Consider the following 21,624-nt stretch of genomic DNA (forward strand, 5'->3'; position numbering starts at 1 on the left):
GGCCATGAGCGTCCGGCCTGGCTATTGTCAGCGCCTGGCGGAAATATCACTGTAAATTTCCGCAGATCGTGAGGTTCCACCCGATGTTCATTGGTTTACTGCCGCTGTGCTCGACGGACAGCTGGTTGCCGCCGACCGATAGCGGGTCGCCCCGACTGACCGGCATTCGGCCGCCACGGCACAACTGGTGAACGCGGAGTACACATGCTAGAACTCGATCATTTCAGCCACGGCTGGTTGACCCCCGTCATGGCCTACCTGGTCTCCTTTGTCGGATCCGGCCTTGCGCTCCGTTGTGTGACACACGCTCGGTCCTCCGATTGGCCGGCCGGTTGGTTGGCCACGGCCGCCGTCTCCCTCGGCGGGGCGGGCATTTGGGTCATGCATTTCACCGCCATGCTCGGCTTCTCCATCCACGGCGCCACTATCCGCTACGACGTTCCGATGACATTGCTCAGCGCCGTCATCGCGATCGTGGTCGTGTGGGGCGGGCTATCGATCGTGGTACGCGGTCGAAACGAATTCGTGGCACTGCCCATCGGCGGCGCGGTCACCGGACTCGGCGTGGCCGCCATGCACTACCTGGGCATGTACGCGATGAAAACCAACGCACACGTCGAATACGACCGAAACACGGTGGTGGTGTCGATCGTGATCGCGGTGGTCGCGGCCACCGCGGCACTGTGGTTCATGCTGCATGTCCGCGGTCTGTTCGCCACCATCGGCGCCGCGCTGATCATGGGTGTCGCGGTTTGCGGAATGCACTACGTCGGGATGACGTCCATGCACGCCAGCCATGCCGACCACCAAGTCGACCGCGGCGGCATCGATCCCCTCCAGCTGGTGTCGCCACTGATCGTGACCGTCACGCTGGTCATCATGATCCTGATGGTCGTCGTCGGACTCGCCGAGATCGACGAACGCAGCACCCGCGAAACGCTGCCCGTCCGGCGCGCACCACGCGAATCCTCAGCCACGACGACCGGTTCCTGGCCCGTGATCACCGACGTGCGCCCCGACTCCCCCAGTTGGGCGCTGCGTACCAGCTCGCGCACCGAACACCGAAATCGCCATCGCCTCGACTCCGATAGGTAATCGGACCTATCCGCGGCAGTACCGCTCGATGAATCGGCTCAGAATCACACTGGGCACCGTGATCGATTCCCGATGACCGAGCTCGATCAGATCCTCGGCCTCATGCGGTTCGAAATAGCCTGCGTGCCGATAAACTTCGATGCGCAAAGCCAGCCCATCGCTGTCCAGTTCGGGATGGAATTGGGTCGCGTACACGTGCTGCCCGACGCGAATCATCTGAACCGGGCAATCGGCCGATCCGGCCAGCAGCACCGCACCGGGTGGCACCTCCTGACAGGCCTCCTTGTGTCCGACGAACGCTCGGAATGTCGGTGGAATACCTGCTAGCAGCGGATCCGTGCGGCCGTGCTCGGTCAGATCGATGGTCTGCGCGCCGACCGGTTCACTGTATTTCTGGACGCTCACCTCGCCGCCGAGCACGTCCGCGAGGATGCCCAATCCGTAGCAGGCGCCCAGATAAGGGAAATCCCGGCCGACGATCTCGGTCATCAGCTTCTTCAGCTTGGGTTCGAATGTCCGCTGGTACCCGTATTTCTTGGCGTCCGGACTGCTGACATTGCTCGGCCCGCCACCGACGATGACCGCCGAGTAATCGTCGAGATCGATATCCGGGAATTCCTGATCCATTTGCACCCGGACCGTGTCCCCCTCGGCGAGGTCGGCCATGCGCAGGACGGCGCGGTATTCGTCATCCGCGGCGGGTCGCTCCGGCCGCAACTGCAGAACTAGACACGGCTTGGTCATGCTTCAGATTGTGGAAGATCGGCGGTCAATTTTCATCCAAGACCGCCTGTAAGAATTCGCGAGTCCGATCCTGCCGGGGATCGGTGAAGATTCGTTCCGGATCACCGTCCTCGAGCACGCGGCCCGCGTCGAACATCATTACGCGATCGGAAACCTTTCGGGCGAACTGCATTTCGTGGGTGACGCAAAGGAAGGTGATCTCGGTATCGGCCGCGATATCGGCCAGTAGATGCAGGACCCCGGTCACCAACTCCGGGTCGAGTGCCGAGGTCACCTCGTCGAGCAGCAGCACTTCCGGCTCCATGGCCAGCGCCCTGGCGATGGCGACTCGCTGCTGCTGGCCGCCGGACAGGTGCGCGGGACGGGCGTCGATCTTGTCGGTCAGCCCGACCAGTTCGAGCAACTTTCGCGCCCGCTCCTCGGCAGCGTCCTTGGACTGGCCGAGACCGCGGACCGGGCCCTCGGTGACATTGCGCAGCACGGTCATATTCGGGAACAGATTGAACTGCTGGAAGACCATCCCGATCTTGCGGCGCATCCGGCGCAGGTGCGCCGGACCGGCGGGCACCAGTTTGTCACCGCGCCGCTGGTGACTGAGCAATTCTCCGCCGACCTCGATGGTGCCCGCGTCTATCCGCTCGAGCCCCATGAGCAGACGCAGAATAGTGGTCTTGCCGGAGCCCGACGGCCCGATCAAAGTGACGAATTCACCTGGCGCAATGGCGAAATCGAGTTCGTCCAGGCACACCGTGGCGCCGTAGCGCTTTTCCACACCGGTGAACCGGATCATCGGTTCAGACACGTCGTTCCAACTTTCGTACCAGGATCGAGCACGGATAGCTCAGCGCGAGGAAGGTCAGACCGGCCGCGAACCATGCCTCGGGTCCCGCGCCGCCGGTATCGGCGGCGTACTCGGTTTTGACCTGATAGACCATGTCGAGGATGACGATCGAGGACAGCAGCGGCACCTCTTTGAACATGGCGATCGTGTAATTGCCGAGCGCGGGCAGCACCCGCGGCACCGCCTGCGGCAGAATCACATCGACCCAGGTGCGCGTGCGCGGCAGATTCAGCGCCGTGGCAGCCTCCCATTGCGCAGCGGGCACCGCGTCGATGCCCGCGCGGAACACCTCCGAGGTGTAGCAGGCATAGTGCACGCCCAGGGCCGTCACACCGACCACCAGCCGTTGGGCGTCGATGGACAGCCCACCGAGCAGATCCGGACGCACCACCCAGTACAGGAAAAAGATCTGTACTAAAAGCGGTGTGCTGCGGATGAATTCGATGAATGCCCACAGCAGCTGATCGACCACCGGAATCCGCAGCCGCCGGATCACCGCGAAGATCAGACCGAGCACATACGCGACCAGCGACCCGAGCAGGGTGTACTGGATCGTGACGAGCAGCCCGTCCCAAATGAAGGGAAAGGCGTCGAAGAAGCGGTCCCACCGCCATTTCTCCATCAGACCCCCACATGTGCCGAGAGTCGAATGCTCGATCGCTTCGGCCGCCGTCCGACTCGCCGGGCCGCCAACAGCTCCAGCACCCGCATGATCACCGTGATCACCACCGCGATCAGCAGGTACACGACCAGCTGAATCCCGTAGATGAGACCGAGTTCGCGAGAGAACGCTGGTACCGCACGCAGTTCATCGGCCTTCTTGAAAACCTCGGGCACCGCGATAAAGCTCAGCAGCGCAGTTGCTTTCACGAGCTGAATGAATAGGTTGTTGAACGACGGCAGCATCTCCACCACGGCCTGCGGCAGGACTACCCGCCACATGCGTTGCGCCGGTGACAGATTCAGCGCGATCGCGGCCTCGACCTGTGCCTGCGGCACGGATCCGATCGCGCCCCTGACTATTTCGGCACCGTAGGCGCCGTGGTTGAGACCGAGCACGATAATGCCGATGACCAGCAGGCCCTTCGCCGTCGCACCGAGCGACACCCCGAAAAAGATCGGTATCGCGACCGCGAAGAAGAACAGCTGCACCACCTCCGAGCTGCCCCGGAACCCCTCCACATAGATGCGGGTCACGAACCGCACCGGCAGATACGGCGACAGCATGGCGATTCCGGCGACGAAGGACAGCACGGCGGTCAGCGCGATGCCGCCGACCGCCGCCCACAGCGTGAAAGGAAGACCCTGGAGAACCCGCTCGAGGTAGGTCGAGAAATGCGACGACACGAGGTCAAGCCGTGCAGTACTGCTCGGCCGTGGCCGCCGGATCCGCCTCGTTCGCCTTCGTCAGGCCGAACGGCTCCACCAGCTTCAACCATTCACCGCTTTCGTGCAGTGCGCGCAGTTCGCGGTTGAAGTCCTCGCGGAACTTGTCGTCGCCGATGCGGAAGTTGAAGGTGCCGACATCCGGCTTATTGCCGAAGCGGAAGGACGGGCCGACCGCCAGGTTGGCGTCCGGATTGTTCTTCACCAGCCATGCGGCCGTGACGTCCAGCATTGCCGCGCCGTAGACGTCCTTGTTGCGTACCGCGCGCAGGATGTCGTCCTGTTTGGCCATCGGCTCGATGAGTTGCGATGGCACACCCGAGGATTGCGCGTAACCGTTCTCGACCGCGCCACCCAGTGTGGCTATCCGGACGTTCTCCCGGGTGATGTCCTCGAACTTGTTGATATTGCGTGGGTTGCCTTCCGGCACCAGGAATGACGAGCCGACTTGGTAGTCGGGCGTGGCGAATGCCGAACTCGCACACCGCTTGGGATTGATGAACATGCCCGCCGCGACAAATGCGTAGTTCTTGGCCCGAACGCCGTCGATCAGTCCGTCGAAATCGGTTACGACGCCTTCGATTTCGTTTATGCCGAGTCGTTTCAATACCGCGCGGGCGACGGTCGGCGCATATCCGGTCAGCTGGCCGTCCGCACCGAGGAATGCCCACGGCGCCTCGTTGGCGAAGCCGACCTTGATCTTGCCCGAGGATTTCGCATCCTCGTAGGTCACGGCTGCCGCATCGTCGCCGCCCAATCCACAGCCCGCTACGACCACAAGGCTGGCCGCAGCCACCGCCGCAGCCATGGCGCGACGCAATCGCGTACGCGCACCCCCGAATTCGAACTTCATGACCCAGTCCTTCCGCAGACACGCGAGTCGCCCCATGGTCTCGGATGAACTTTGCGATCGGCCTGCCGAATTCTTTGCGGTCACATGACGATACGGATCTAAGGTTGTGCGAATACCGAACCGGTCTCGACCAATTCGGCCGCACGGTGCGCAATGGCACTGCCGAGCTCACCGGTCGTGGCGGTGCCGCCGAGATCCGGTGTTCGAATTCGACCCTCGCGCAGTACATCGCAGACCGCGCCATCGACCGCCGCGGCAGCCGCATGTTCGCCCAAGTGCTCCAACAGCATTGCTCCGGCGAGAATCTGCGCCACCGGATTCGCAATGCCCTGGCCGGCGATATCGGGCGCACTACCGTGTACTGCCTCGAACATCGACGGTGCCGTGCGCTCGGGATTGATATTGCCCGATGGAGCGAGGCCGAGGCCACCCGTTACCGCGGCGGCCAGGTCGGACAGGATATCGCCGAAGAGATTCGATCCGACGATCACATCGAGCCGATCCGGATGCAGCACGATTTCGGCGGCCAGCGCGTCGACATGCAGCTGCCGGGTCTCCACCTGCGGATATTCCGAGGCGATCCGCTCGAAGATGCTGTCCCAATACGGCATCGAGTGCAGCAGTCCATTGGATTTGGTGGCCGAGCACAGGCGGCCGTCGCGTTCGAGGGCCCGTTCGAAGGCGTAGCGGATGATCCGTTCGCAGCCGACCCGTGTGAAGATCGATTCCTGCCGGACGAATTCGTCGGTGCGGCCGGGGTGGTGCATGCCGCCGATCGCGGAGTATTCGCCCTCGGAATTCTCCCGCACGATCAGGATGTCCAGGTCTTCGGCGGTACGGTCGCGCAAGGCCGATTCGGTGCCGGGCAACAGTCGGACCGGACGCAGATTGACGTACTGGGCGAAGGCGCGACGAAGCGGAATCAGCAAACCCCACAGCGAAATATGATCGGGTACACCGGGAAAGCCGACCGCACCCAGCAGGATCGCGTCGAATCCGGCCAGTTGACCGGGCGCGTCGGCGGGCATCATCGCTCCGGTGCGCAGGTAATTCTCACAGGACCAGTCGAATTGGGTCCATTCGATACCGGGCAGCACCGCGTCCAGCACCGCTACCGCCTCGGCCGTGACATCGACACCGATGCCGTCGCCGGGAATGGTAGCTATCCGATACGTCGCCCGACCGCCACCCCGCATGGAATCGCTACGCGCTGCTGTACTCATATCCGCACTCCGATGTATTTGGTCTCCAGGAATTCGTCTATGCCGGTGAGTCCGCCCTCACGGCCGAGCCCGGATTCTTTCACGCCGCCGAACGGTGCGGCGGGGTTGGACACTACTCCCTGGTTCAAGCCGACCATGCCGGATTCCAATGCCTCACACACCCGCAGTCCGCGCCGCAGATTTTCGGTGAAAACATAGCTCACCAATCCGTATGGCGTGTTATTCGCGCGCGCGACGACCTCATCTTCGGTATCGAAGGCGGCGATCGCCGCGACCGGTCCGAAAATCTCGGTGTGGCACATCTCGGCGTCATCGGGCACATCGGTCAATACCGTTGCGGGATAGAAGTTTCCGAGGCCCTCGCAGGCAGCGCCGCCGGTACGCACGGTGGCCCCGCGGCGGACCGCATCGGCGACCAGACCGGTCACCTTGGCCACCGCATCGGCATCGATCAGCGGACCGACCACGACTCCCGGCTCGGTCCCGCGCCCCATCGGCAGCGCCGTCAGCCGGTCCGCGAGCCGAGTCGCGAATTCGTCAACGACACCGCGCTGCACGAAGATTCGGTTCGCGGCAGTACACGCCTGCCCGATATTGCGCATCTTCGCCGCGAGCGCGCCCTCGACAGCCTCATCCAGGTCCGCATCGTCGAATACGATGAACGGCGCATTCCCGCCGAGCTCCATCGAGGTGCGCATCACGGTCCGCGCGCACTGCTCGAGCAGCAACTTCCCGACGGCGGTCGAACCGGTGAACGACAGCTTGCGCGAACGGCTGTCCAGAATCAGCGGCGTCATGACCGCCGCCGGATCGGATGTGGTGATCACATTGACGACCCCCGCCGGGACCCCGACTCGATCCAGGATGTCTGCCAGCGCCAGCATCGAAAGTGGTGTCTGCTCAGCGGGTTTCACGATGCAGGTGCATCCCGCGGCCAATGCCGGACCGATCTTGCGGGTCCCCATGGCCATCGGGAAGTTCCACGGCGTGATGAGCAGGCTCGGACCGACCGGCTGTCTGGTCACCAGGAAGCGCGAACCACCCGCGGGTGCAGGCATGTACCCGCCGTCCAGACGGACGGCCTCTTCGGCGAACCACCGGAAAAACTCTGCCGCATAAGCAATTTCACCGCGGGCCTCGGCCAGTGGCTTACCCATCTCCAGCGTCATGATCAGCGCGAGTCGTTCGGTATCGGCGAGCAGTGCCCGGTGCGCGTCCATGAGGATGTCGCTGCGCTGCCTCGGCGTCGTTCGCGCCCACTCCGCCTGTGCCCGATCGGCCGCGGCCAAGGCGTCCAGCCCATCGCTCGCATCGGCATCGGCCACCGCGCAGAGCAACTGGCCGGTTGCCGGATCGGTGACCGGGAGCGTAGCGGCTGTTCCGCGCCACCCGCCGTCGATGAACAGTCCGGTCGGAACCGTGTCGATCGCGGCGCGTTCAGCTGCGGTCAGGGCGGTTTCGGTGAGCATGTGGGCTCCTTTTTCATTCCCGACGCGGCCTTCGGCCATTGCTGTGAACCCCGTGCCCATGTTATGCATATTGTCAACAATCCGACAATAGACAATCAGTGGATACGCGCCCGGGAGGCGGATCATGACCGAGTTATCCCCCGTTCTCAAGCAGGCCACCCCGGTAACCGTCGACCACGGATCGGGCTGCTACCTATACGGCACCGACGGCCGCCGCTATCTCGACTTCACCGCGGGCATCGGCGTAACCAGCACCGGCCACTGCCACCCGCACGTGGTCGCTGCGGCCCAGGCCCAAGTCGCCAGCCTGATCCACGGTCAATACACCACCGTCATGCACCGGCCGCTGCTCGAACTCATCGAGCGACTCGGCACGGTGCTGCCCGAAGGTCTGGACACGCTGTTCTTCGCCAACTCCGGCAGCGAGGCGGTCGAGGCCGCACTGCGCCTGGCCCGCCAGGCCACCGGACGGCCGAATATCGTTGTCTTCCAGGGCGGATTCCACGGTCGCACCGTCGCGGCGGCGACCATGACGACCTCGGGCACGCGCTTCTCCGCAGGATTCAGCCCGCTGATGTCCGGTGTGCATGTGGCACCGTTCCCCACCGCCTACCGCTACGGCTGGACCGAGGCCGAGGCCACCGACTTCGCACTGCGCGAACTCGACTACCTCTTCGCCACCGTCACCTCCCCCGCCGAAACCGCCGCATTCGTGGTCGAACCCATGCTCGGCGAGGGCGGCTACATTCCCGGCAATGCCACGTTCTTCCGTGGGCTGCGCGAACGCGCGGACCGGCACGGCATTCTGCTCATTTTCGACGAGATCCAGACCGGCTTCGGCCGGACCGGAAAGTTCTTCGGACATCAGCACTTCGACGTCCGGCCCGATGTCATCACCATTGCGAAGGGCCTGGCCAGCGGGTTCCCGCTGTCCGGAATCGCAGCCCCGCGCGAGCTGATGGCCAAGGCCTGGCCGGGCTCGCAGGGCGGCACCTACGGCGGCAATGCGGTGGCCTGCGCGGCGGCGATCGCCACACTCGAGGTGATCGAATCGGAGGGTTTGGTGGACAACGCCGCCGCGCGCGGCGCACAACTGCTGACCGGACTGCGCGAGGGCGCCACCAAGGCGATCGGCGATGTGCGCGGTCTCGGGCTGCTCTGTGGCACCGAATTCACCACCGCCACAGGCGAACCCGATACCGCGACCGCCGTCGCGGCCCAGCGGCTCGCGGTCGAGAAGGGGCTGCTGCTGCTCACCTGCGGTGCGTATATGAATGTGGTGCGGATGATCCCGCCGCTGATCGTGACCGATACCCAGATCGACGATGCGCTCGCGATCTGGTCCACCGTGCTCGCCGAACTCCCCGCGTGACCAGGAGGCAGACCCGATGGCCCGCTACATCTCGATCACACTGACCAAGGCGGGCGTGACCTGCCGAGCCCGACTGCTCGACGCGGAGGCGCCACGGACCTGCGCGGCCGTGTGGGATGCGCTGCCGCAAGAAGGCGACGCCTTCCACGCCAAATACGCCCGCAACGAGGTGTACACCCTGCTGCCCCGGATCGTCGCGGCACCGCACCGGGAGAACCCGACCGTCACCCCGATTCCGGGCGACGTGTGCCTGTTCGATTTCGAAGCGTGGGAGATCGGCAACCCGGCCTACGGCTACGAACCCGGTACGGCGGCGCACCACGAGCAGGGCGCCACCGACCTCGCTTTGTTCTACGGCCGCAACAACTTACTGATCAATGGCGATCTGGGCTGGGTGCCCGGAAATGTCTTCGCCACCATCGAAGAGGGCCTCGCCGATATCGCGACGGCGTGCAACGCGCTCTGGCTGCACGGTGTCCAAGGCGAAACCTTGGCATTCGCCCGCGCCTGAGAATTCGTGATCGGCTCAGTCGGCGCGAGACCCGGCCGCGAGAAACATCGGGACGGCGACGAACAGCCGATCATCGCGTGCCCTGGCGACTTGGCCGTCCAGCCAAGCGCCTTCTCCCGCGATATTGGCGAGCACCGGCAGGCACGCGGCATCTGTCCACACGATCGTGTGGACCTCGACGGTAACGTCGACGAATCCGTTGTCCAGCAGCAGGTTTCGGTAACGGCGGGCGACCCGAGGGTTGGCCATACCGTCCGCGCGAGCGTGGACGAGCGTGCGAGTGAGTTCGGGATCGTTGGAGTCGATCACGAACGTGTCCCAGTCTTGGCCGATGAGCACCGCGCGGCCGTTTCTGGTCAGGACCCGGCGGGCCTCGGCGACGGCTAGCTCGGGCTCGGCGAGGGTGTGCAGGACCTTGTCGGCGCGGTAGCCGGTGACCGAGCCGTCATCGAGAGGCAGCGCGGTGGCATCGCCGACATGGAACCGGCCTGCGGGCCAGCGCTCGACGGCGACCTCGATCATGGCGGGGTCGAGGTCGATGCCGATGGCCCGCACCCCGCGAGCGGCCAGCTCGCCGACGGCGCGCCCGCTCCCGCAACCGACGTCTATAACGGTGTCGCCCAACGCTTCGTAGGTGTGTTCTCGCAGGTTACGAACCTGGGGCAGATCGTCGAAGGCGTCGAGCAAGGTGAGCAACGTGGACATGGCCGCAATTGTGCGACTTAATGTCGACATGAAGTCAATCGGCGAGGTGGCGGCTCGGTTCGGGTTGCCGACACATGTGCTGCGACATTGGGAGGCGGAAGGACTGCTGACACCGGCCCGCGTCGGTGACCGCCGCCGCTACACCGATGCGGACCTGCACCGGGTGGCGGCGATCCTGATCTCGAAGGAGGCGGGCTTCGGACTCGCCGACATCCGGACGATGCTGGCCGCCCGGTCCGCACCCGCCCGCCACGAGGTGACGGTCCGCCAGCGCGAGAGGCTGCTGGCTCGGATCGCCCGGGCGCAGGCCGCACTCGACATGCTCGAGGGCGAATGCCCGTACGACGACATCATGACGTGCCCGCGTTTCCAGGGACTCCTGGATGATCGACTGCAGTGCTCTTCGGTGACCAATCCCGACGACGCGACTTAGCCCAGGACGTATTCGGCGTAGCGGGCGACCGCGAGAACCAGATCATCGGAGTGGCGCGGTCCGATGATCTGCAGTCCCACCGGCAGCCCCGCGGCGGTCTTGCCCGCGGGGATGCTGATGGCGGGCTGCTGGGTCATATTGAACGGATAGGTGAACGGCGTCCACTGCGGCCAACCGTCGAGCCCGCTGCCGGGCGGGACATCGTGCCCCGCCTCGAATGCCGTGATCGGCATCGTCGGGGTGATCAGCAGGTCGTAGGTGTTATGGAAGGCACCCATGGTGATGCCCAGTTGGGCGGCAACCGCGCGGGCGTCGAGATAGTCGACGGCACTGACGGTTTCGCCGCGCTCCCACACCGCGCGCAGTCCCTTGTCCACCTTCTCGCGCGCGCCGTCCGGGAATTTCGCCAACATGGTCGCCGCACCGGCCGCCCACAGCACTTCGAATGCGTCGCGCGGGTCTTCGAAACCCGGATCTGTCGCGATGACCCGTAGCTCGGCATCGGCCAACCGCCGTACCGCCGCATCCACGATCGCGGCGACCTCCGGATCGACCTTGGCATAACCGAGCGTCGGCGAATAGGCGACAGTGAGTCCGCGCACCTCACGCGATATCTGGCCGCGGAAGGTCGCCACCGTGGGCGGCAGCGCGGTCGGATCGCGCGGATCGGGCAGTGCCAGAATGTCCATGAGCAGCGCGGCATCCTCGACCGTCCTGGTCATCGGCCCGGCGTGTGCCAGTGGACCGAACGGGCTCGCCGGATACAGCGGGACCCGGCCGTGCGTCGGCTTGAAACCGACGATGCCGCAGAACGCGGCCGGAATGCGAATGCTCCCACCGCCGTCCGTGCCGACCGACACCGGACCCATTCCCGCCGCCACCGCCGCCGCGCTGCCGCCGGAGGATCCGCCCGAGGTCGTCGTGGGATCGACCGGGTTGCGGGTGATGCCGGTCAGCGGGCTGTCGGTGACCCCCTTCCAAGCGATTTCGGGCGTCGTCGTCTTCCCGAGGAACACCATCCCGTCCTCGCGCAGCCGGGCCGCGACCGGGCTGTCCACCTGCCACGGACCACTCGGATCGATCGAGGTGCTGCCGCGCCGAGTCGGCCAGCCCTCGGTCAGGAAAATGTCCTTGATCGAAATCGGTACGCCGTCGAGCAGCCCGCGGGCGTAACCCGAATTCCAGCGCGCCTCAGAATCTTTCGCCTGCACCAATGCGCGATCCGGATCGACCAGACAGTAGGCATTCACCTCACCGTCGCGCGCCGCGATGGCTTCCAGAATCGCCTCGGTCGCCTCGACCGGGGACAGGGTGCCGGCCGCGTAGGCCGAGACCAACTCGACGGCGGTCATCGCGGCCGGTTGCGTATTGCTGTCCGGATAGCTCATGCCTGTGCCTCGCTAACGCTCGGCTCCGGCATGCGCAAGGCGCGCTGGCACATGGTTCGCTCACTTCGTTCGCTCACGGCAGGCTCCTTCAGCCGGGCACGTACCCCAGCTCTTTATCGACCACGTTGTCCAAAGTCCGGCCGGCGATCCAATTATCGAAATTGCGGGTGAACGCCGTGACGACCTCGGTTCGCCAGCCGCTGAAATCACCCGAATTGTGCGGAGTAATAAGCACATTCGGCAGATCCCACAGCGGATGCCGCGCCGGTAGCGGTTCCGGATCCACCACATCGAGTGCAGCCCCGGCTATCGATCCGGTGCTGAGTGCGGCGAGAAGGTCGTCGGTCACAACGAGTTCCCCACGGCCCACATTGACAAACCTCGCATGCGGTTTCATCGCGGCGAATGCCTTGGCATCGAACATTTCCCGGGTCTGTGGCGTCAACGGCGCGACCGCGACGACGTAATCGGCAATGGGAAGTTCGGCGAGCAGGTCGGTGCTCACGGTGCCGAAATCCGGGTCGGTGGCCCGCGCCCGGCGTCCCACCGCCCGCACGGTCATACCGGCCGCGCGCAATAACCGCGCGATAGCACGACCGATCGAGCCGGTTCCGACTATCAGGACGCAGGCGCCCGAAATGCGTTCGGATTCGCGGTGCCGCCATTCGCGCCGTTGCTGCAAGCGCAGCGATCCGGACAGATCCTTGGCGAAACCGAGAATCTGCCCCAAGACGTATTCCGCGATGGCCGTATCGAATACGCCACGTGTATTGGTGACCACGACCTCGCTTTCCCGAAGTTCGGGGAACATCACCGGATCCACCCCGGTCGAACCCATATGCAGCCAACGCAAACGATCGGCCGCGTGCCAGGCCCCGGGGATCGCGCGAGTGAGGAAGTCGTAGACGAACAACGCGTCGGCGCCGCGCAGTGCGTCGGCGAGTCCGGGCGCTTCCGTGTACCGTACCTCGGCTCGATCGGCCACCGGGGCCATGAGGTCCGCGTCGGGCACACTGTCACTGTGCAGGACGGTGACAATCGGGCCCTGTTCCACATTGACACACTAAAATCGCATCGTATGATTGTCAACAATCCGATCGTTCTCGGAGGTCTGACGGCTGAGCGCGAGAGGGGCCGCATTGGAATTCGGCTTTCCCGATATCGAAGGGCCCGTTGCACAGCGGGGGATCGGGATCATCGCACCGTTCGACCTCGCACTCGAACGCGAACTCTGGCGCTGGGCGCCGCTCGACGTCAGCCTGCACCTGGCCCGTACGCCGTATGAACCGGTGCCGGTTTCGATGGCGATGGCCGAGCTGGTCTCCAACCCGGTACATCTGACGGCGGCGACGCGCGATGTGATGCATGTCGAGCCGGAAGTCGTTGCCTACCTGTGTACTTCGGGCAGTTTCATCAGGGGGCTCGCCTATGAGAGGTCACTGCGCGACACCATCTGCCGGGCCGGAGCGCAGGACGCCGTCACCACTTCCGGTGCGCTCGTGGAGGCGATCCAGCATCTGGACATCAGCAGAGTCTCGGTACTCACCCCCTACGACGAAATCCTCACCCACAAACTGCACGACTTCCTCGCCGAGGCGGGCTGCACCGTAATCCGTTCGGACCACCTGGGATTGGGCGGCGGCATCTGGAAGGTCAACTACCGCACCATCGCCGAACGCATCGTCGGCGCGGACGACCCGCAGGCCCAGGCGATCTTCGTCAGCTGCACCAACCTGCCCACCTACGACGTCATCGAACCGCTCGAACAGGCGCTCGGCAAACCCGTACTCACCGCGAATCAGCTCACCATGTGGGCCTGCCTGGGCCGGATGAAGCTGCCGATGACCGGTCCGGGAAAGTGGCTACTCAACGTTTTCTGATTGGAAGAACATGCAGGCACCCACCGTCGGTTTCATCTACCCCGACCACGCGGCCGAGGACGACTACCCACTCGCCGCATCGCTGCTCGGCGTGCGGTTGCCGGTGGCCCACATCTATGGCACCGATCTGCACGCCATTCCGGAGTTGCTCGATCTGGGCAGTCCGGACAAACTGCGCCACGGCGCCGCACTGCTCGCATCGGACAAGCCCGACGCCGTCGTCTGGGCTTGCACCTCAGGGAGTTTCGTATACGGACCGCGGGGTGCGCGGGAGCAGGTGCGCGAGCTGGCTTCGGCTGCAGGAGTACCAGCCTCGAGCACCAGCCTCGCCTTTGTCGCGGCAGCACAGGCGCTCGACGTGCGCCGCGTCGCGATCGCCGCGAGCTATCCGGACGAGGTAGCGCGGCTGTTCGTGGAGTTTCTGGCCGATGCCGGAATCGAAGTGGTCGCCTTCTCCAGCGCCGGTATCGACACCGCCGCGGAAGTCGGCACCTTGACCGCCGAGCAGGTGCGCGAGCTGGCGGCCGCCAACGATCATCCCGACGCGCAAGCGCTGCTTATCCCCGATACCGCCATGCACACCCTCGGGGTACTGCCGGAACTCGAGGCCCGCTTGGGCAAGATCGTATTGACGGCCAATCAGGTCACCATCTGGGAGGGCCTGCGACTGACCGGCAGCACGGTGGCATCCGGGGTGCTCGGCTCTCTCTTCTCGGAAAGGCATATCCATGTCGGTCGTTGATTTCGAGCCGGTGAACCGGCAGTCGACGGCGGAAATGATCGCCGACCGGCTCCGCGAGGCGATCATGCGCGGCAACCTCGCCCCCGGCGCCCAACTCGGCGAAGCCGACCTCGCAACCCGATTCGGCGTATCGCGCGGCCCGGTCCGCGAAGCACTGCAACGCCTGCTCACCGAGGGTCTGCTGTACAGCATCCGCAACCGCGGCATCTTCGTCATCGAACTGACCATCGACGACGTCGTCGACATCTACCGCGCCCGAACCGCCATCGAAGGCGGCGCCTTGGCCCTCATCCTCGACGGCCGCCGAGATATTGCCCATGCGGCTTTGGAACCCAGCGTCACCGCCATGTGCGCCCACGCCGAAAACGGCAACGCCGCAGGCGTTTCCGACGCCGACCAAGCCTTCCACGAAGCCCTCGTCGACAGCGCGGGCAGCCCCCGCCTGGTCCGCGCCGCCCGCACCCTTTTGATCGAAACCCGAATGTGCCTGGGGGCGTTGCAAACAACGTATCCGGACCTGCGTGAACAAGCACGAGAGCACGTCGAACTACGCGATGCGATCGGCTCGGGGACAGGGCGCAGGGCGCGCACGTTGCTGGTCGAGCACATGGACGACGCGGTCCAGCGCCTGCACCACCAATACAACCTCGGTGAGCAGGCAACCTGAACATCTCGGCGGGGTGCTGCCCGGCTATCGTTCACTCCGCGAAGCCGCCGATCATGACCGCCTACTGCTCGGTCCGCGCCGACATTCAGGTGTTCTCGACCGTGATGTCCTCGTAGACGATCGTCACCGCTTCCGTCGCCGGACTGTTCGCTCCGGCATCCAGCGACGGCCCCCGCCAGTCGGACGCCCGGGCGCGCGCCAAGTGCACCCGCTTGACCGGCTTCTTGTTCGGGTCCAGCACCATCAACGTGATGTCTTGGCGAGCCTCATCCACATCTCGCATGGTCATGGTCGTATAGATCCATTCGGTGAACACCTTGCTCTGATCCAACCCGCGAGTAATCGTGATCTCCCCACTGCGCGCTGAGCCCGGCTGCTCCCCGACGATCACCTCGCCATCTGGAGTCACCTGTTTGATTTCGACCGCGTCCTCCCCGAGCGATAGCCCACTGATCTGCTCAACCGTTTCCACCTGAAACTTTCCCAGATCGACAACGAAGGTGGAGCCGCTGATCGTGTCGCCGATAGCCATGGAAATCTCCTTGCCTGTCGGGGCGCGGCACAGTCCTCGCTATCCGCGAGACCTGCACATACTGTCGCGCCATCGTCTACGTCATGGAGAGCACAACGAACTCGGCTAGAACGGTGGGGCTGTACCCACCTCACCCATCATGCGGCGATCCGTGCCGGGTCCGCAGCAGATCGGACCTATCCGACACTGATAAGTAGCGTGCCATTGCGACGGTGGCGCTACGTCGAGAAACCCCTGGTCAGCGCACAGAACGGTGCACGATCGCAACACCCAGATCGGGCGATACAGGGGGTGATTTTGGAGGTTCATACGAAGACAATCGGACAAACCGGGTCAGACTTTGGATTTCTTGTTACTGGCTACCCAGTTGGCGAACCGCTGTACTTACCACCTGTCGGAGGTTCCCTCCGGTCGGGCCAGCAGGTCCGGAGAAAGCAATCTCCATCGGTCAGCGCGGTACGCAGCTGGCACGGGTAGATCCCACCGAATGCCCGCAATCGGACCACGAGTCCAATCCGATGCTACGCCCAAGCGAACATCCCTATGCGACTACAGACCTCGGACCACGCACCGCACCTCCACCACATCACCGAGTAACGCAATGCAATGCCATGTCACAGTAAAGTTTCCGGGTTGGCCGTCCCTGCACTACTGGGCAGACTCCATAGCAGCCCACACTTTCGCCAAGGCAGTGCACGCCACGCAACTGGCAACAATTCTGATCGACCAGGATATGCGAGAAGCCCTGCAGCCCCTGCCTTGTCAGCGACTCTGGCAATAACATCGCCGAACTCCGAACTGCACCAGGCAGTTTCAGACTCCTTCGGTCGCTCGCTGCCGCAACGAACTCAACAGTATTTCGGGCGTCCAGTCTTCGATCCAGGCGGGCATTTGCCGATCCGGGTCCGGAACTCCGAGATCCTTTCTCGCTTCGGCAACGAACCTCCGACGCAGCCGGTAGGCCTCGGCCGATGCCAATCGCCAGTCGTCGCCGCCTGTGAGCTTTCCGCGAGCGAACCACTCGAGGGTCCATGAACATCGATTCAGCTCGTACCCAACTTCAATCGCCCGCGGACCTCCTAAGAGAAGCACCTCTTGCCATCGTTGACTGCGTGCCGCTTCGGCTTCCGCCAGAAGTGGGATGCCCTCATCCACAGACAATGGTTCACCGTCGCCAGGAAGATTGCGGGACACGGCTATTCGATTTGCCAGCACCTGCATCAGACGAACGCAGTTCGAGTACTCGACATACGCGGCCAGCCTGCGCTCATCCCATCGCACTGCGTGGCTCCGAGTCCACTTGGCACGTTCGTTGGCGTATGTGGCGAGGAAGGCGAGCGCGCCGCCTACGGCCACCCCCGAAAGGGTTCCGAGAACTTGGCCGAGCATGCCAGCATCATATGACGCGTTCGCCATCACCTTCGAAGGCTGGGTCACCCCGACCGGCGACTAACCAGCACTGGGTCCAAGATCCGCCGTGAATCACATACTCCCGTATGGCTGGTCGGTATCACGCTCTGCCATACGGACTTTCGGCTCTGATGCATATAGAAGTTCAGCAAGCACCGACCGTCGAACACAGCCGACACCGATGATCTCATCCGTCGAAGTCGGAGGGCCAGAAGATCATCGCAGCGACCACCGCAAGAGGCACGCCGATCACGAATACGAGTCCGACTTGAGCCGCGCTCACCGGCGCACCCCACCCATCAACGTCCAGCGGCCGAACGACGCTCGCGGCGTTGCACATTCGACATCGGCAACAGCCATCACACGATCCAGCGTCACGGCGTCCACATGCGCCGACGACGGTAGCAACACCACATCAGCCCCCGATGACTCGACCTGCTCAGCCAGACCAAGCACAGAACCCGGGTCCGCCCAGTGCAGCGGATACCCCAACCGACGCACCTGAGCCGAATCCCATTCGGGTGTCGGCGATATCGGGTCAATCCATCCGAGCGCGTGCATTCCCTGCCCTTCCTCCCCTGTCGTTGGCAAGCTCCCGCCGCCGAGGAAACAGTCGACCCGGCGGCGGGGCTGGAACCGACGCTATGAGGCAAGGGCTGGGCCGCATACGATTTCGCTGTTCACAGGCGTCCACAGCCCGCCAGCCCATTAGGCTGGAGTTATGGAACCGGGCGCGCTCCTGCGTGCCGCTCGCGAAGCGGCAGGCATCTCGCTGCGCGCGATGGCCGAGCGGAGCTACTACAGCAAGGCGTACCTGTCACTGATCGAGACCGGCCAGCGCCCGGTACCTGCCGGTGTCTCCGCCGCCTACCAGAGGGTGCTGGGCACGGACGTGGAGCGGCTTACAGTCGTGGCACGAACACCAGCCGGCGTCGACACCACTGCCCTGTCCGACGTGGCGGTGATGTTGGCGGCTACGCGCCGAATCGAGGACGCGGCCGGGGCTGTGTCGGTACTTCCCGCAGCGCGGGGCATGTCGGCGATGACCGAAGCATTTGCCCGTGAGGCGCGCACGGTGCAGGCCGAAGCGGCGGCTCTCGCGTCGGAGGTCACGCAGTACCGGGGATGGCTGGAACACGCGATCGGCGCCGACGTGGCCGCACGGCGTAGCCTCGGCACGGCCGTGAGCCTGGCGAAGGAGTCCCGAGCCCCGGACCGGCTTGCACACAGCCTGGGCTTCCTTGGCTACGTGACGGTGAGCGCGGGGAATTATGACGAGGTCATCGCCCTGTCAGACGCCGCCCTGGCGGTACCAGGCGCGCACCCGATCGTTAGCGCCTACGGGCGAATGCGGCGAGCTGAACTACTGGCCGCGCACGGGGAAAGGCGCGAAGCACAGCACGCACTGACCATGGCCGACGCAGCAGCGGAAGCAGCCGACGGCATGGAACCCCCCGCGTCGATGTATTGGTGGAGCACCGGATTCGCGGCTGTGCAACGCGGCGGCGTCCTGGCCCTGCTGGGGCACACAGCCGAAGCAGTCGAGGAGGCGACCCACGGGCTGATCGCGATGCCGACCGAACACCGCGAGAGTGAGTGGCTGGCCTCCGCACTACGCCGGATCGACCCGGACATGAGCGCAGCTGAGGAGTAAGCGCGCGGCTCCGTAGCCGATATCACTCAGACTTGCCCGCAGCTTCCTTCACTGAAACTCGTCGCCGCCGTTGGTGGTTCGGCTCAGGTCGGCGCGTCGGTGAGGTCGTGCGGGATCGCAGAACAAGACGCGACGATTTCTCGATCGGCCTCTCCCGGAGCCACACAGTGGCGGCGACTCGGGAGAAGTTCAGCGAGCGGGCCACAGCCTTTCTTGATCACGACCGGCGGACGTGGCGTCCCGGCGACCGGTAACGGCATTGACCTTCTGGGCAGTGAAGCAGCGCGGCCTCGAACGCCAGCCATCAGCGGAGTCGGCTAACTTGACAGAGGACCGCATGGCAAGGCAAGCGGTGCGAGGTTGCGGAGGAGGTTCGGTGGATACGAGCGCGGAGACGACGGGTTCGGCGAGCTTCGACGAACTGGCAGTCGAGATACGCCGCCGGATGGATTCGCTGTCCACCGCGCACAAGAAGCTGGCTCAGCGAGTGCTGTCGGATCCCGAGGCGGTGGCGTTCATGACTGTCTCCGAGCTCGCCAGCGCGGTCGATGTCAATGAGGCCACGGTCGTGCGCTTTGCCAATGGTTTGGGACTGAAGGGGTACCCGGGGCTGACGCGATTGTGTCGCGAACGGTTGCAGGAGCAAGCGCAGCTGTTGCGGCGCTTCGACAACCTCGAACACCTCGTCGCCGAAGGTGTCGGGACGCGCGAACAGACTGTGGCGCTGGATCAAGCGAATATCGCCCGCACATTCGCGCGCATCGACGACGCGATGTGGGATTCGGCCGTCGATCGGCTGGCCCACGCACCCCGGGTGCATGTGATGGGTCTGCGCAAATGCCACGCTCCGGCGTATCTGCTGACCTACCTGCTGCGGATGCTGCGCGAGGATGTGTCGGCGATCGATGCCACTGCGGGCACACTGACAGATGAACTGCGTCGGGTGCGTGCGGGCGATTGTTTCGTGGCGATGTCGATCCACCGATACAGCCTCGACACTGTTCGCGCCGCGCAGTGGGCTCGCCAGCGCGGTACCCATGTCATCGCGTTGACCGATACCGCCGTATCACCGCTGGCGGTGTCGGCGCACGATACGTTTTACGTCGATGCGTCCAGCGCCGGCATCCTGCGATCGATGACCGCCTTCACCTCCCTCGCCCAGGCAATGACGGGTGCCGTTGCACAAGTCCTTGGGCATGAAGTGCGCCCGACACTGCTCGAGGAGGAAAAGCTGTTGAGCGAGTTCGGTGTCTACGTCCCCGATTGACATCCGCGCGGTCACCTACTCCGCCGTGGCCAGTTGGGCCGCACCGGCCCGGCGCTGATGAATCACGCCCGCAGTGACCGCGGTAGCGGTGACCAGCAGGGTCAGCGCGAGCGGCGTACGGGTACCGGAATTCAGGGCCATTCCACCGACGATGGCCAGCAGGACGACTCCGACCGCGTAGGACAGGTACGGGGCGCCCCACATCCGCACAGGCAGTGCAGCGATCTGCGCTGCGGTCTTACGGCGACGCCCGACGATCTGGGTGGCGCAGATGCACAGGTAGACCACGACCGCGACCGCACCGGAGGAGCTGAGCAGGAAGGTGAAAACCGCTCCGGTGGGCAGGAAGTAGTTCGCCACGACCGCCAGGAATCCGGCGCTCGAAGCGGCGAGAACACCGGCGACCGGAACCCCGGTGCGGGCGGTCCTGCCCAGCACGCGGGGGCCTTCACCGCGGCGCGAGAGCGAGAACAGCATCCGCGATGACGAGTAGAGCCCCGAGTTCAGGCACGACAGCACCGCCGTGAGTACCACCAGATTCATGGTTGTCCGCGCACCGGGAATGCCGAGCTGGTCCAGCACCGCGGTGTAGGGGCTCTCCGTGATTTGTGTTGTGTTCCAGGGCAATAGCGTGACGACGACAAGTACCGAGCCGACGTAGAAGATCAGGATGCGGCCGGCGACGCTGCGCATGCTCGCGCGCACCGCGCTGACCGGATCTTGCGCCTCGCCCGCGGCGATCGTTACCAGCTCGGTGCCGAAGTACGAGAAGAACACCGTCAACGACGCCACGAGCAAGGGCATCGCGCCATTCGGGAACAGACCACCGTGCCCGAGCAGGTTGGCCGTTCCCGGCGCCCGGTAGTGCGGAAGCAGGCCACAGATGGCCGCGATGCCGATTGCGATGAAGGCGACGATCGCGACGACCTTGATCATGGCGAACCAGAACTCGAAACGCGCGAAAGACGTTACCGCCGCGAGGTTTACGACGGTCAAGGCGCTCATGAAGATCAGGGAATACAGCCAGGTCGGCACCGACGGCAGGAGCTGATGGGCGACGGCCGCGCCGGCAATGGCCTCGAAAGCGACTGTGACACACCAGTGATAGGCGTAGACCCAGCCCACCGACAGTCCAGCCCAGGTACCGAGCTCACGAGAGGCGTAGCTCGAGAACGATCCCGTTTCCGGGCTGGCCGTCGCCAGCTCGGCAAGCATGCGCATTACCAGGATGATCACCAGGCCGGTGAGTAGGTACACGATGACGATGCCCGGGCCTGCCGCGGAGATCGCTTTGCCGCTGCCGACGAACAACCCGGCGCCGATCACTCCACCGATGCCGATCATCGTCAGCTGCCGAGTGTTGATGCTGTGCTTCAGATTTCCCGAGGTAGGCACGATGCCTTCTTCCCTGAACCGTGGGCCGCTGCCCGATAGCGAGTAGTGACATAGAAC

22 protein-coding genes are annotated in these 21,624 nt (G+C 64.6%); 9 read left to right on the forward strand and 13 right to left on the reverse strand.

Going from position 1 to position 21,624, the window contains the following annotated elements; translation table 11 throughout:
- The first annotated feature begins 204 nt into the window (after positions 1 to 204).
- Positions 205 to 1,095 carry an MHYT domain-containing protein gene (locus ACFYOW_RS21145; protein ID WP_387290322.1) on the forward strand — a complete coding sequence of 297 codons (891 nt, stop codon included), beginning with the start codon at positions 205 to 207 and terminating at the stop codon, positions 1,093 to 1,095.
- A gap of 6 nt (positions 1,096 to 1,101) precedes the next feature.
- Here the strand turns inward: ACFYOW_RS21145 and ACFYOW_RS21150 are convergent, their stop codons facing one another.
- The 7 genes from ACFYOW_RS21150 to ACFYOW_RS21180 form a co-directional block, all read right to left on the reverse strand.
- Complete coding sequence (locus tag ACFYOW_RS21150) at positions 1,102 to 1,839, reverse strand: glutamine amidotransferase (RefSeq protein ID WP_387290324.1); 738 nt, start codon at positions 1,837 to 1,839, stop codon at positions 1,102 to 1,104.
- A gap of 25 nt (positions 1,840 to 1,864) precedes the next feature.
- The gene (gene ehuA, locus ACFYOW_RS21155; RefSeq protein WP_063040680.1) at positions 1,865 to 2,629 is read right to left on the reverse strand and encodes an ectoine/hydroxyectoine ABC transporter ATP-binding protein EhuA; all 765 of its coding nucleotides are present in this window, start codon (positions 2,627 to 2,629) and stop codon (positions 1,865 to 1,867) included.
- A 4-nt stretch (positions 2,630 to 2,633) separates the two neighbouring features.
- Positions 2,634 to 3,302 carry an ectoine/hydroxyectoine ABC transporter permease subunit EhuD gene (ehuD, locus tag ACFYOW_RS21160; RefSeq protein WP_387290326.1) on the reverse strand — a complete coding sequence of 223 codons (669 nt, stop codon included), beginning with the start codon at positions 3,300 to 3,302 and terminating at the stop codon, positions 2,634 to 2,636.
- Positions 3,302 to 4,027, reverse strand: a complete 726-nt coding sequence (locus tag ACFYOW_RS21165; RefSeq protein WP_327096605.1) for an amino acid ABC transporter permease — start codon at positions 4,025 to 4,027, stop codon at positions 3,302 to 3,304. The genes ehuD and ACFYOW_RS21165 overlap by 1 nt, the downstream gene beginning before the upstream one ends.
- A 4-nt stretch (positions 4,028 to 4,031) precedes the next feature.
- Positions 4,032 to 4,919, reverse strand: coding sequence for an ectoine/hydroxyectoine ABC transporter substrate-binding protein EhuB (gene ehuB / locus ACFYOW_RS21170; protein ID WP_387290329.1), 888 nt, complete (start codon positions 4,917 to 4,919; stop codon positions 4,032 to 4,034).
- Between the two features lie 98 nt (positions 4,920 to 5,017).
- Positions 5,018 to 6,115, reverse strand: a complete 1,098-nt coding sequence (locus ACFYOW_RS21175) for a tartrate dehydrogenase (RefSeq protein ID WP_387291403.1) — start codon at positions 6,113 to 6,115, stop codon at positions 5,018 to 5,020.
- A 23-nt stretch (positions 6,116 to 6,138) separates the two neighbouring features.
- Positions 6,139 to 7,611 carry an NAD-dependent succinate-semialdehyde dehydrogenase gene (locus tag ACFYOW_RS21180; protein ID WP_387290331.1) on the reverse strand — a complete coding sequence of 491 codons (1,473 nt, stop codon included), beginning with the start codon at positions 7,609 to 7,611 and terminating at the stop codon, positions 6,139 to 6,141.
- Between the two features lie 124 nt (positions 7,612 to 7,735).
- Here ACFYOW_RS21180 and ACFYOW_RS21185 point away from each other — a divergent pair, with 124 nt between their 5' ends.
- Complete coding sequence (locus tag ACFYOW_RS21185) at positions 7,736 to 8,983, forward strand: aspartate aminotransferase family protein (RefSeq protein WP_387290332.1); 1,248 nt, start codon at positions 7,736 to 7,738, stop codon at positions 8,981 to 8,983.
- A 16-nt stretch (positions 8,984 to 8,999) separates the two neighbouring features.
- Positions 9,000 to 9,494, forward strand: coding sequence for a DUF3830 family protein (locus ACFYOW_RS21190; RefSeq protein ID WP_387290334.1), 495 nt, complete (start codon positions 9,000 to 9,002; stop codon positions 9,492 to 9,494).
- A gap of 15 nt (positions 9,495 to 9,509) precedes the next feature.
- Here the strand turns inward: ACFYOW_RS21190 and ACFYOW_RS21195 are convergent, their stop codons facing one another.
- Complete coding sequence (locus ACFYOW_RS21195; protein WP_387290336.1) at positions 9,510 to 10,199, reverse strand: methyltransferase domain-containing protein; 690 nt, start codon at positions 10,197 to 10,199, stop codon at positions 9,510 to 9,512.
- A 28-nt stretch (positions 10,200 to 10,227) separates the two neighbouring features.
- Between ACFYOW_RS21195 and ACFYOW_RS21200 the strand changes: the two genes are divergently transcribed.
- On the forward strand, positions 10,228 to 10,632 hold the full coding sequence (locus ACFYOW_RS21200) for a MerR family transcriptional regulator (protein ID WP_387290338.1): 405 nt from the start codon (positions 10,228 to 10,230) through the stop codon (positions 10,630 to 10,632).
- Here ACFYOW_RS21200 and ACFYOW_RS21205 read toward each other — a convergent pair.
- Together ACFYOW_RS21205 and ACFYOW_RS21210 are read right to left on the reverse strand one after the other, a co-directional pair.
- Positions 10,629 to 12,020: an amidase gene (locus ACFYOW_RS21205; protein ID WP_387290340.1), complete on the reverse strand. Its 1,392-nt coding sequence runs from the start codon at positions 12,018 to 12,020 to the stop codon at positions 10,629 to 10,631. The genes ACFYOW_RS21200 and ACFYOW_RS21205 overlap by 4 nt on opposite strands.
- A gap of 88 nt (positions 12,021 to 12,108) precedes the next feature.
- Positions 12,109 to 13,074, reverse strand: coding sequence for a D-2-hydroxyacid dehydrogenase (locus ACFYOW_RS21210; RefSeq protein WP_387290342.1), 966 nt, complete (start codon positions 13,072 to 13,074; stop codon positions 12,109 to 12,111).
- A gap of 85 nt (positions 13,075 to 13,159) precedes the next feature.
- On the opposite strand from ACFYOW_RS21210, the gene ACFYOW_RS21215 reads away from it, so the two are divergent.
- From ACFYOW_RS21215 to ACFYOW_RS21225, 3 genes are read left to right on the forward strand one after another with little or no spacing between them, the layout of a single operon-like run.
- Positions 13,160 to 13,900: an Asp/Glu/hydantoin racemase gene (locus ACFYOW_RS21215; RefSeq protein ID WP_387290344.1), complete on the forward strand. Its 741-nt coding sequence runs from the start codon at positions 13,160 to 13,162 to the stop codon at positions 13,898 to 13,900.
- Positions 13,901 to 13,910: 10 nt separating this feature from the next.
- Positions 13,911 to 14,642 (forward strand): maleate cis-trans isomerase, encoded by a 732-nt coding sequence (locus tag ACFYOW_RS21220; RefSeq protein WP_387290346.1) that lies wholly within the window; start codon positions 13,911 to 13,913, stop codon positions 14,640 to 14,642.
- The gene (locus ACFYOW_RS21225) at positions 14,629 to 15,309 is read left to right on the forward strand and encodes a GntR family transcriptional regulator (RefSeq protein ID WP_387290348.1); all 681 of its coding nucleotides are present in this window, start codon (positions 14,629 to 14,631) and stop codon (positions 15,307 to 15,309) included. The genes ACFYOW_RS21220 and ACFYOW_RS21225 overlap by 14 nt, the downstream gene beginning before the upstream one ends.
- An 85-nt stretch (positions 15,310 to 15,394) precedes the next feature.
- Here ACFYOW_RS21225 and ACFYOW_RS21230 read toward each other — a convergent pair whose 3' ends face one another.
- Positions 15,395 to 15,841, reverse strand: coding sequence for a phage tail protein (locus ACFYOW_RS21230; RefSeq protein ID WP_387290349.1), 447 nt, complete (start codon positions 15,839 to 15,841; stop codon positions 15,395 to 15,397).
- 813 nt (positions 15,842 to 16,654) lie between these two features.
- The gene (locus tag ACFYOW_RS21235) at positions 16,655 to 17,230 is read right to left on the reverse strand and encodes a hypothetical protein (protein WP_387290351.1); all 576 of its coding nucleotides are present in this window, start codon (positions 17,228 to 17,230) and stop codon (positions 16,655 to 16,657) included.
- A gap of 742 nt (positions 17,231 to 17,972) precedes the next feature.
- On the opposite strand from ACFYOW_RS21235, the gene ACFYOW_RS21240 reads away from it, so the two are divergent.
- Both ACFYOW_RS21240 and ACFYOW_RS21245 read left to right on the forward strand, forming a co-directional pair.
- The gene (locus ACFYOW_RS21240; protein WP_387290353.1) at positions 17,973 to 18,905 is read left to right on the forward strand and encodes a helix-turn-helix domain-containing protein; all 933 of its coding nucleotides are present in this window, start codon (positions 17,973 to 17,975) and stop codon (positions 18,903 to 18,905) included.
- Between the two features lie 376 nt (positions 18,906 to 19,281).
- Positions 19,282 to 20,172 carry a MurR/RpiR family transcriptional regulator gene (locus ACFYOW_RS21245; protein ID WP_387290355.1) on the forward strand — a complete coding sequence of 297 codons (891 nt, stop codon included), beginning with the start codon at positions 19,282 to 19,284 and terminating at the stop codon, positions 20,170 to 20,172.
- Positions 20,173 to 20,187: 15 nt separating this feature from the next.
- Here the strand turns inward: ACFYOW_RS21245 and ACFYOW_RS21250 are convergent, their stop codons facing one another.
- Positions 20,188 to 21,567: an amino acid permease gene (locus ACFYOW_RS21250; RefSeq protein ID WP_387290357.1), complete on the reverse strand. Its 1,380-nt coding sequence runs from the start codon at positions 21,565 to 21,567 to the stop codon at positions 20,188 to 20,190.
- Positions 21,568 to 21,624 lie beyond the last annotated feature (57 nt).

The sequence above is a fragment of the Nocardia sp. NPDC006982 genome (genome assembly GCF_042869435.1).
Classification (GTDB): Bacteria; Actinomycetota; Actinomycetes; order Mycobacteriales; family Mycobacteriaceae; genus Nocardia.

Coding starts and splice junctions, on each gene's coding strand:
- ACFYOW_RS21145 (WP_387290322.1), top strand. CDS start 205: ATGCTAGAACTCGATCATTTCAGCCACGGCTGGTTGACCCCCGTCATG.
- ACFYOW_RS21150 (WP_387290324.1), bottom strand. CDS start 1,839: ATGACCAAGCCGTGTCTAGTTCTGCAGTTGCGGCCGGAGCGACCCGCC.
- ehuA (WP_063040680.1), bottom strand. CDS start 2,629: ATGATCCGGTTCACCGGTGTGGAAAAGCGCTACGGCGCCACGGTGTGC.
- ehuD (WP_387290326.1), bottom strand. CDS start 3,302: ATGGAGAAATGGCGGTGGGACCGCTTCTTCGACGCCTTTCCCTTCATT.
- ehuB (WP_387290329.1), bottom strand. CDS start 4,919: ATGAAGTTCGAATTCGGGGGTGCGCGTACGCGATTGCGTCGCGCCATG.
- ACFYOW_RS21175 (WP_387291403.1), bottom strand. CDS start 6,115: ATGCGGGGTGGCGGTCGGGCGACGTATCGGATAGCTACCATTCCCGGC.
- ACFYOW_RS21180 (WP_387290331.1), bottom strand. CDS start 7,611: ATGCTCACCGAAACCGCCCTGACCGCAGCTGAACGCGCCGCGATCGAC.
- ACFYOW_RS21185 (WP_387290332.1), top strand. CDS start 7,736: ATGACCGAGTTATCCCCCGTTCTCAAGCAGGCCACCCCGGTAACCGTC.
- ACFYOW_RS21190 (WP_387290334.1), top strand. CDS start 9,000: ATGGCCCGCTACATCTCGATCACACTGACCAAGGCGGGCGTGACCTGC.
- ACFYOW_RS21195 (WP_387290336.1), bottom strand. CDS start 10,199: ATGTCCACGTTGCTCACCTTGCTCGACGCCTTCGACGATCTGCCCCAG.
- ACFYOW_RS21200 (WP_387290338.1), top strand. CDS start 10,228: ATGAAGTCAATCGGCGAGGTGGCGGCTCGGTTCGGGTTGCCGACACAT.
- ACFYOW_RS21205 (WP_387290340.1), bottom strand. CDS start 12,020: ATGAGCTATCCGGACAGCAATACGCAACCGGCCGCGATGACCGCCGTC.
- ACFYOW_RS21220 (WP_387290346.1), top strand. CDS start 13,911: ATGCAGGCACCCACCGTCGGTTTCATCTACCCCGACCACGCGGCCGAG.
- ACFYOW_RS21225 (WP_387290348.1), top strand. CDS start 14,629: ATGTCGGTCGTTGATTTCGAGCCGGTGAACCGGCAGTCGACGGCGGAA.
- ACFYOW_RS21230 (WP_387290349.1), bottom strand. CDS start 15,841: ATGGCTATCGGCGACACGATCAGCGGCTCCACCTTCGTTGTCGATCTG.
- ACFYOW_RS21235 (WP_387290351.1), bottom strand. CDS start 17,230: ATGCTCGGCCAAGTTCTCGGAACCCTTTCGGGGGTGGCCGTAGGCGGC.
- ACFYOW_RS21240 (WP_387290353.1), top strand. CDS start 17,973: ATGGAACCGGGCGCGCTCCTGCGTGCCGCTCGCGAAGCGGCAGGCATC.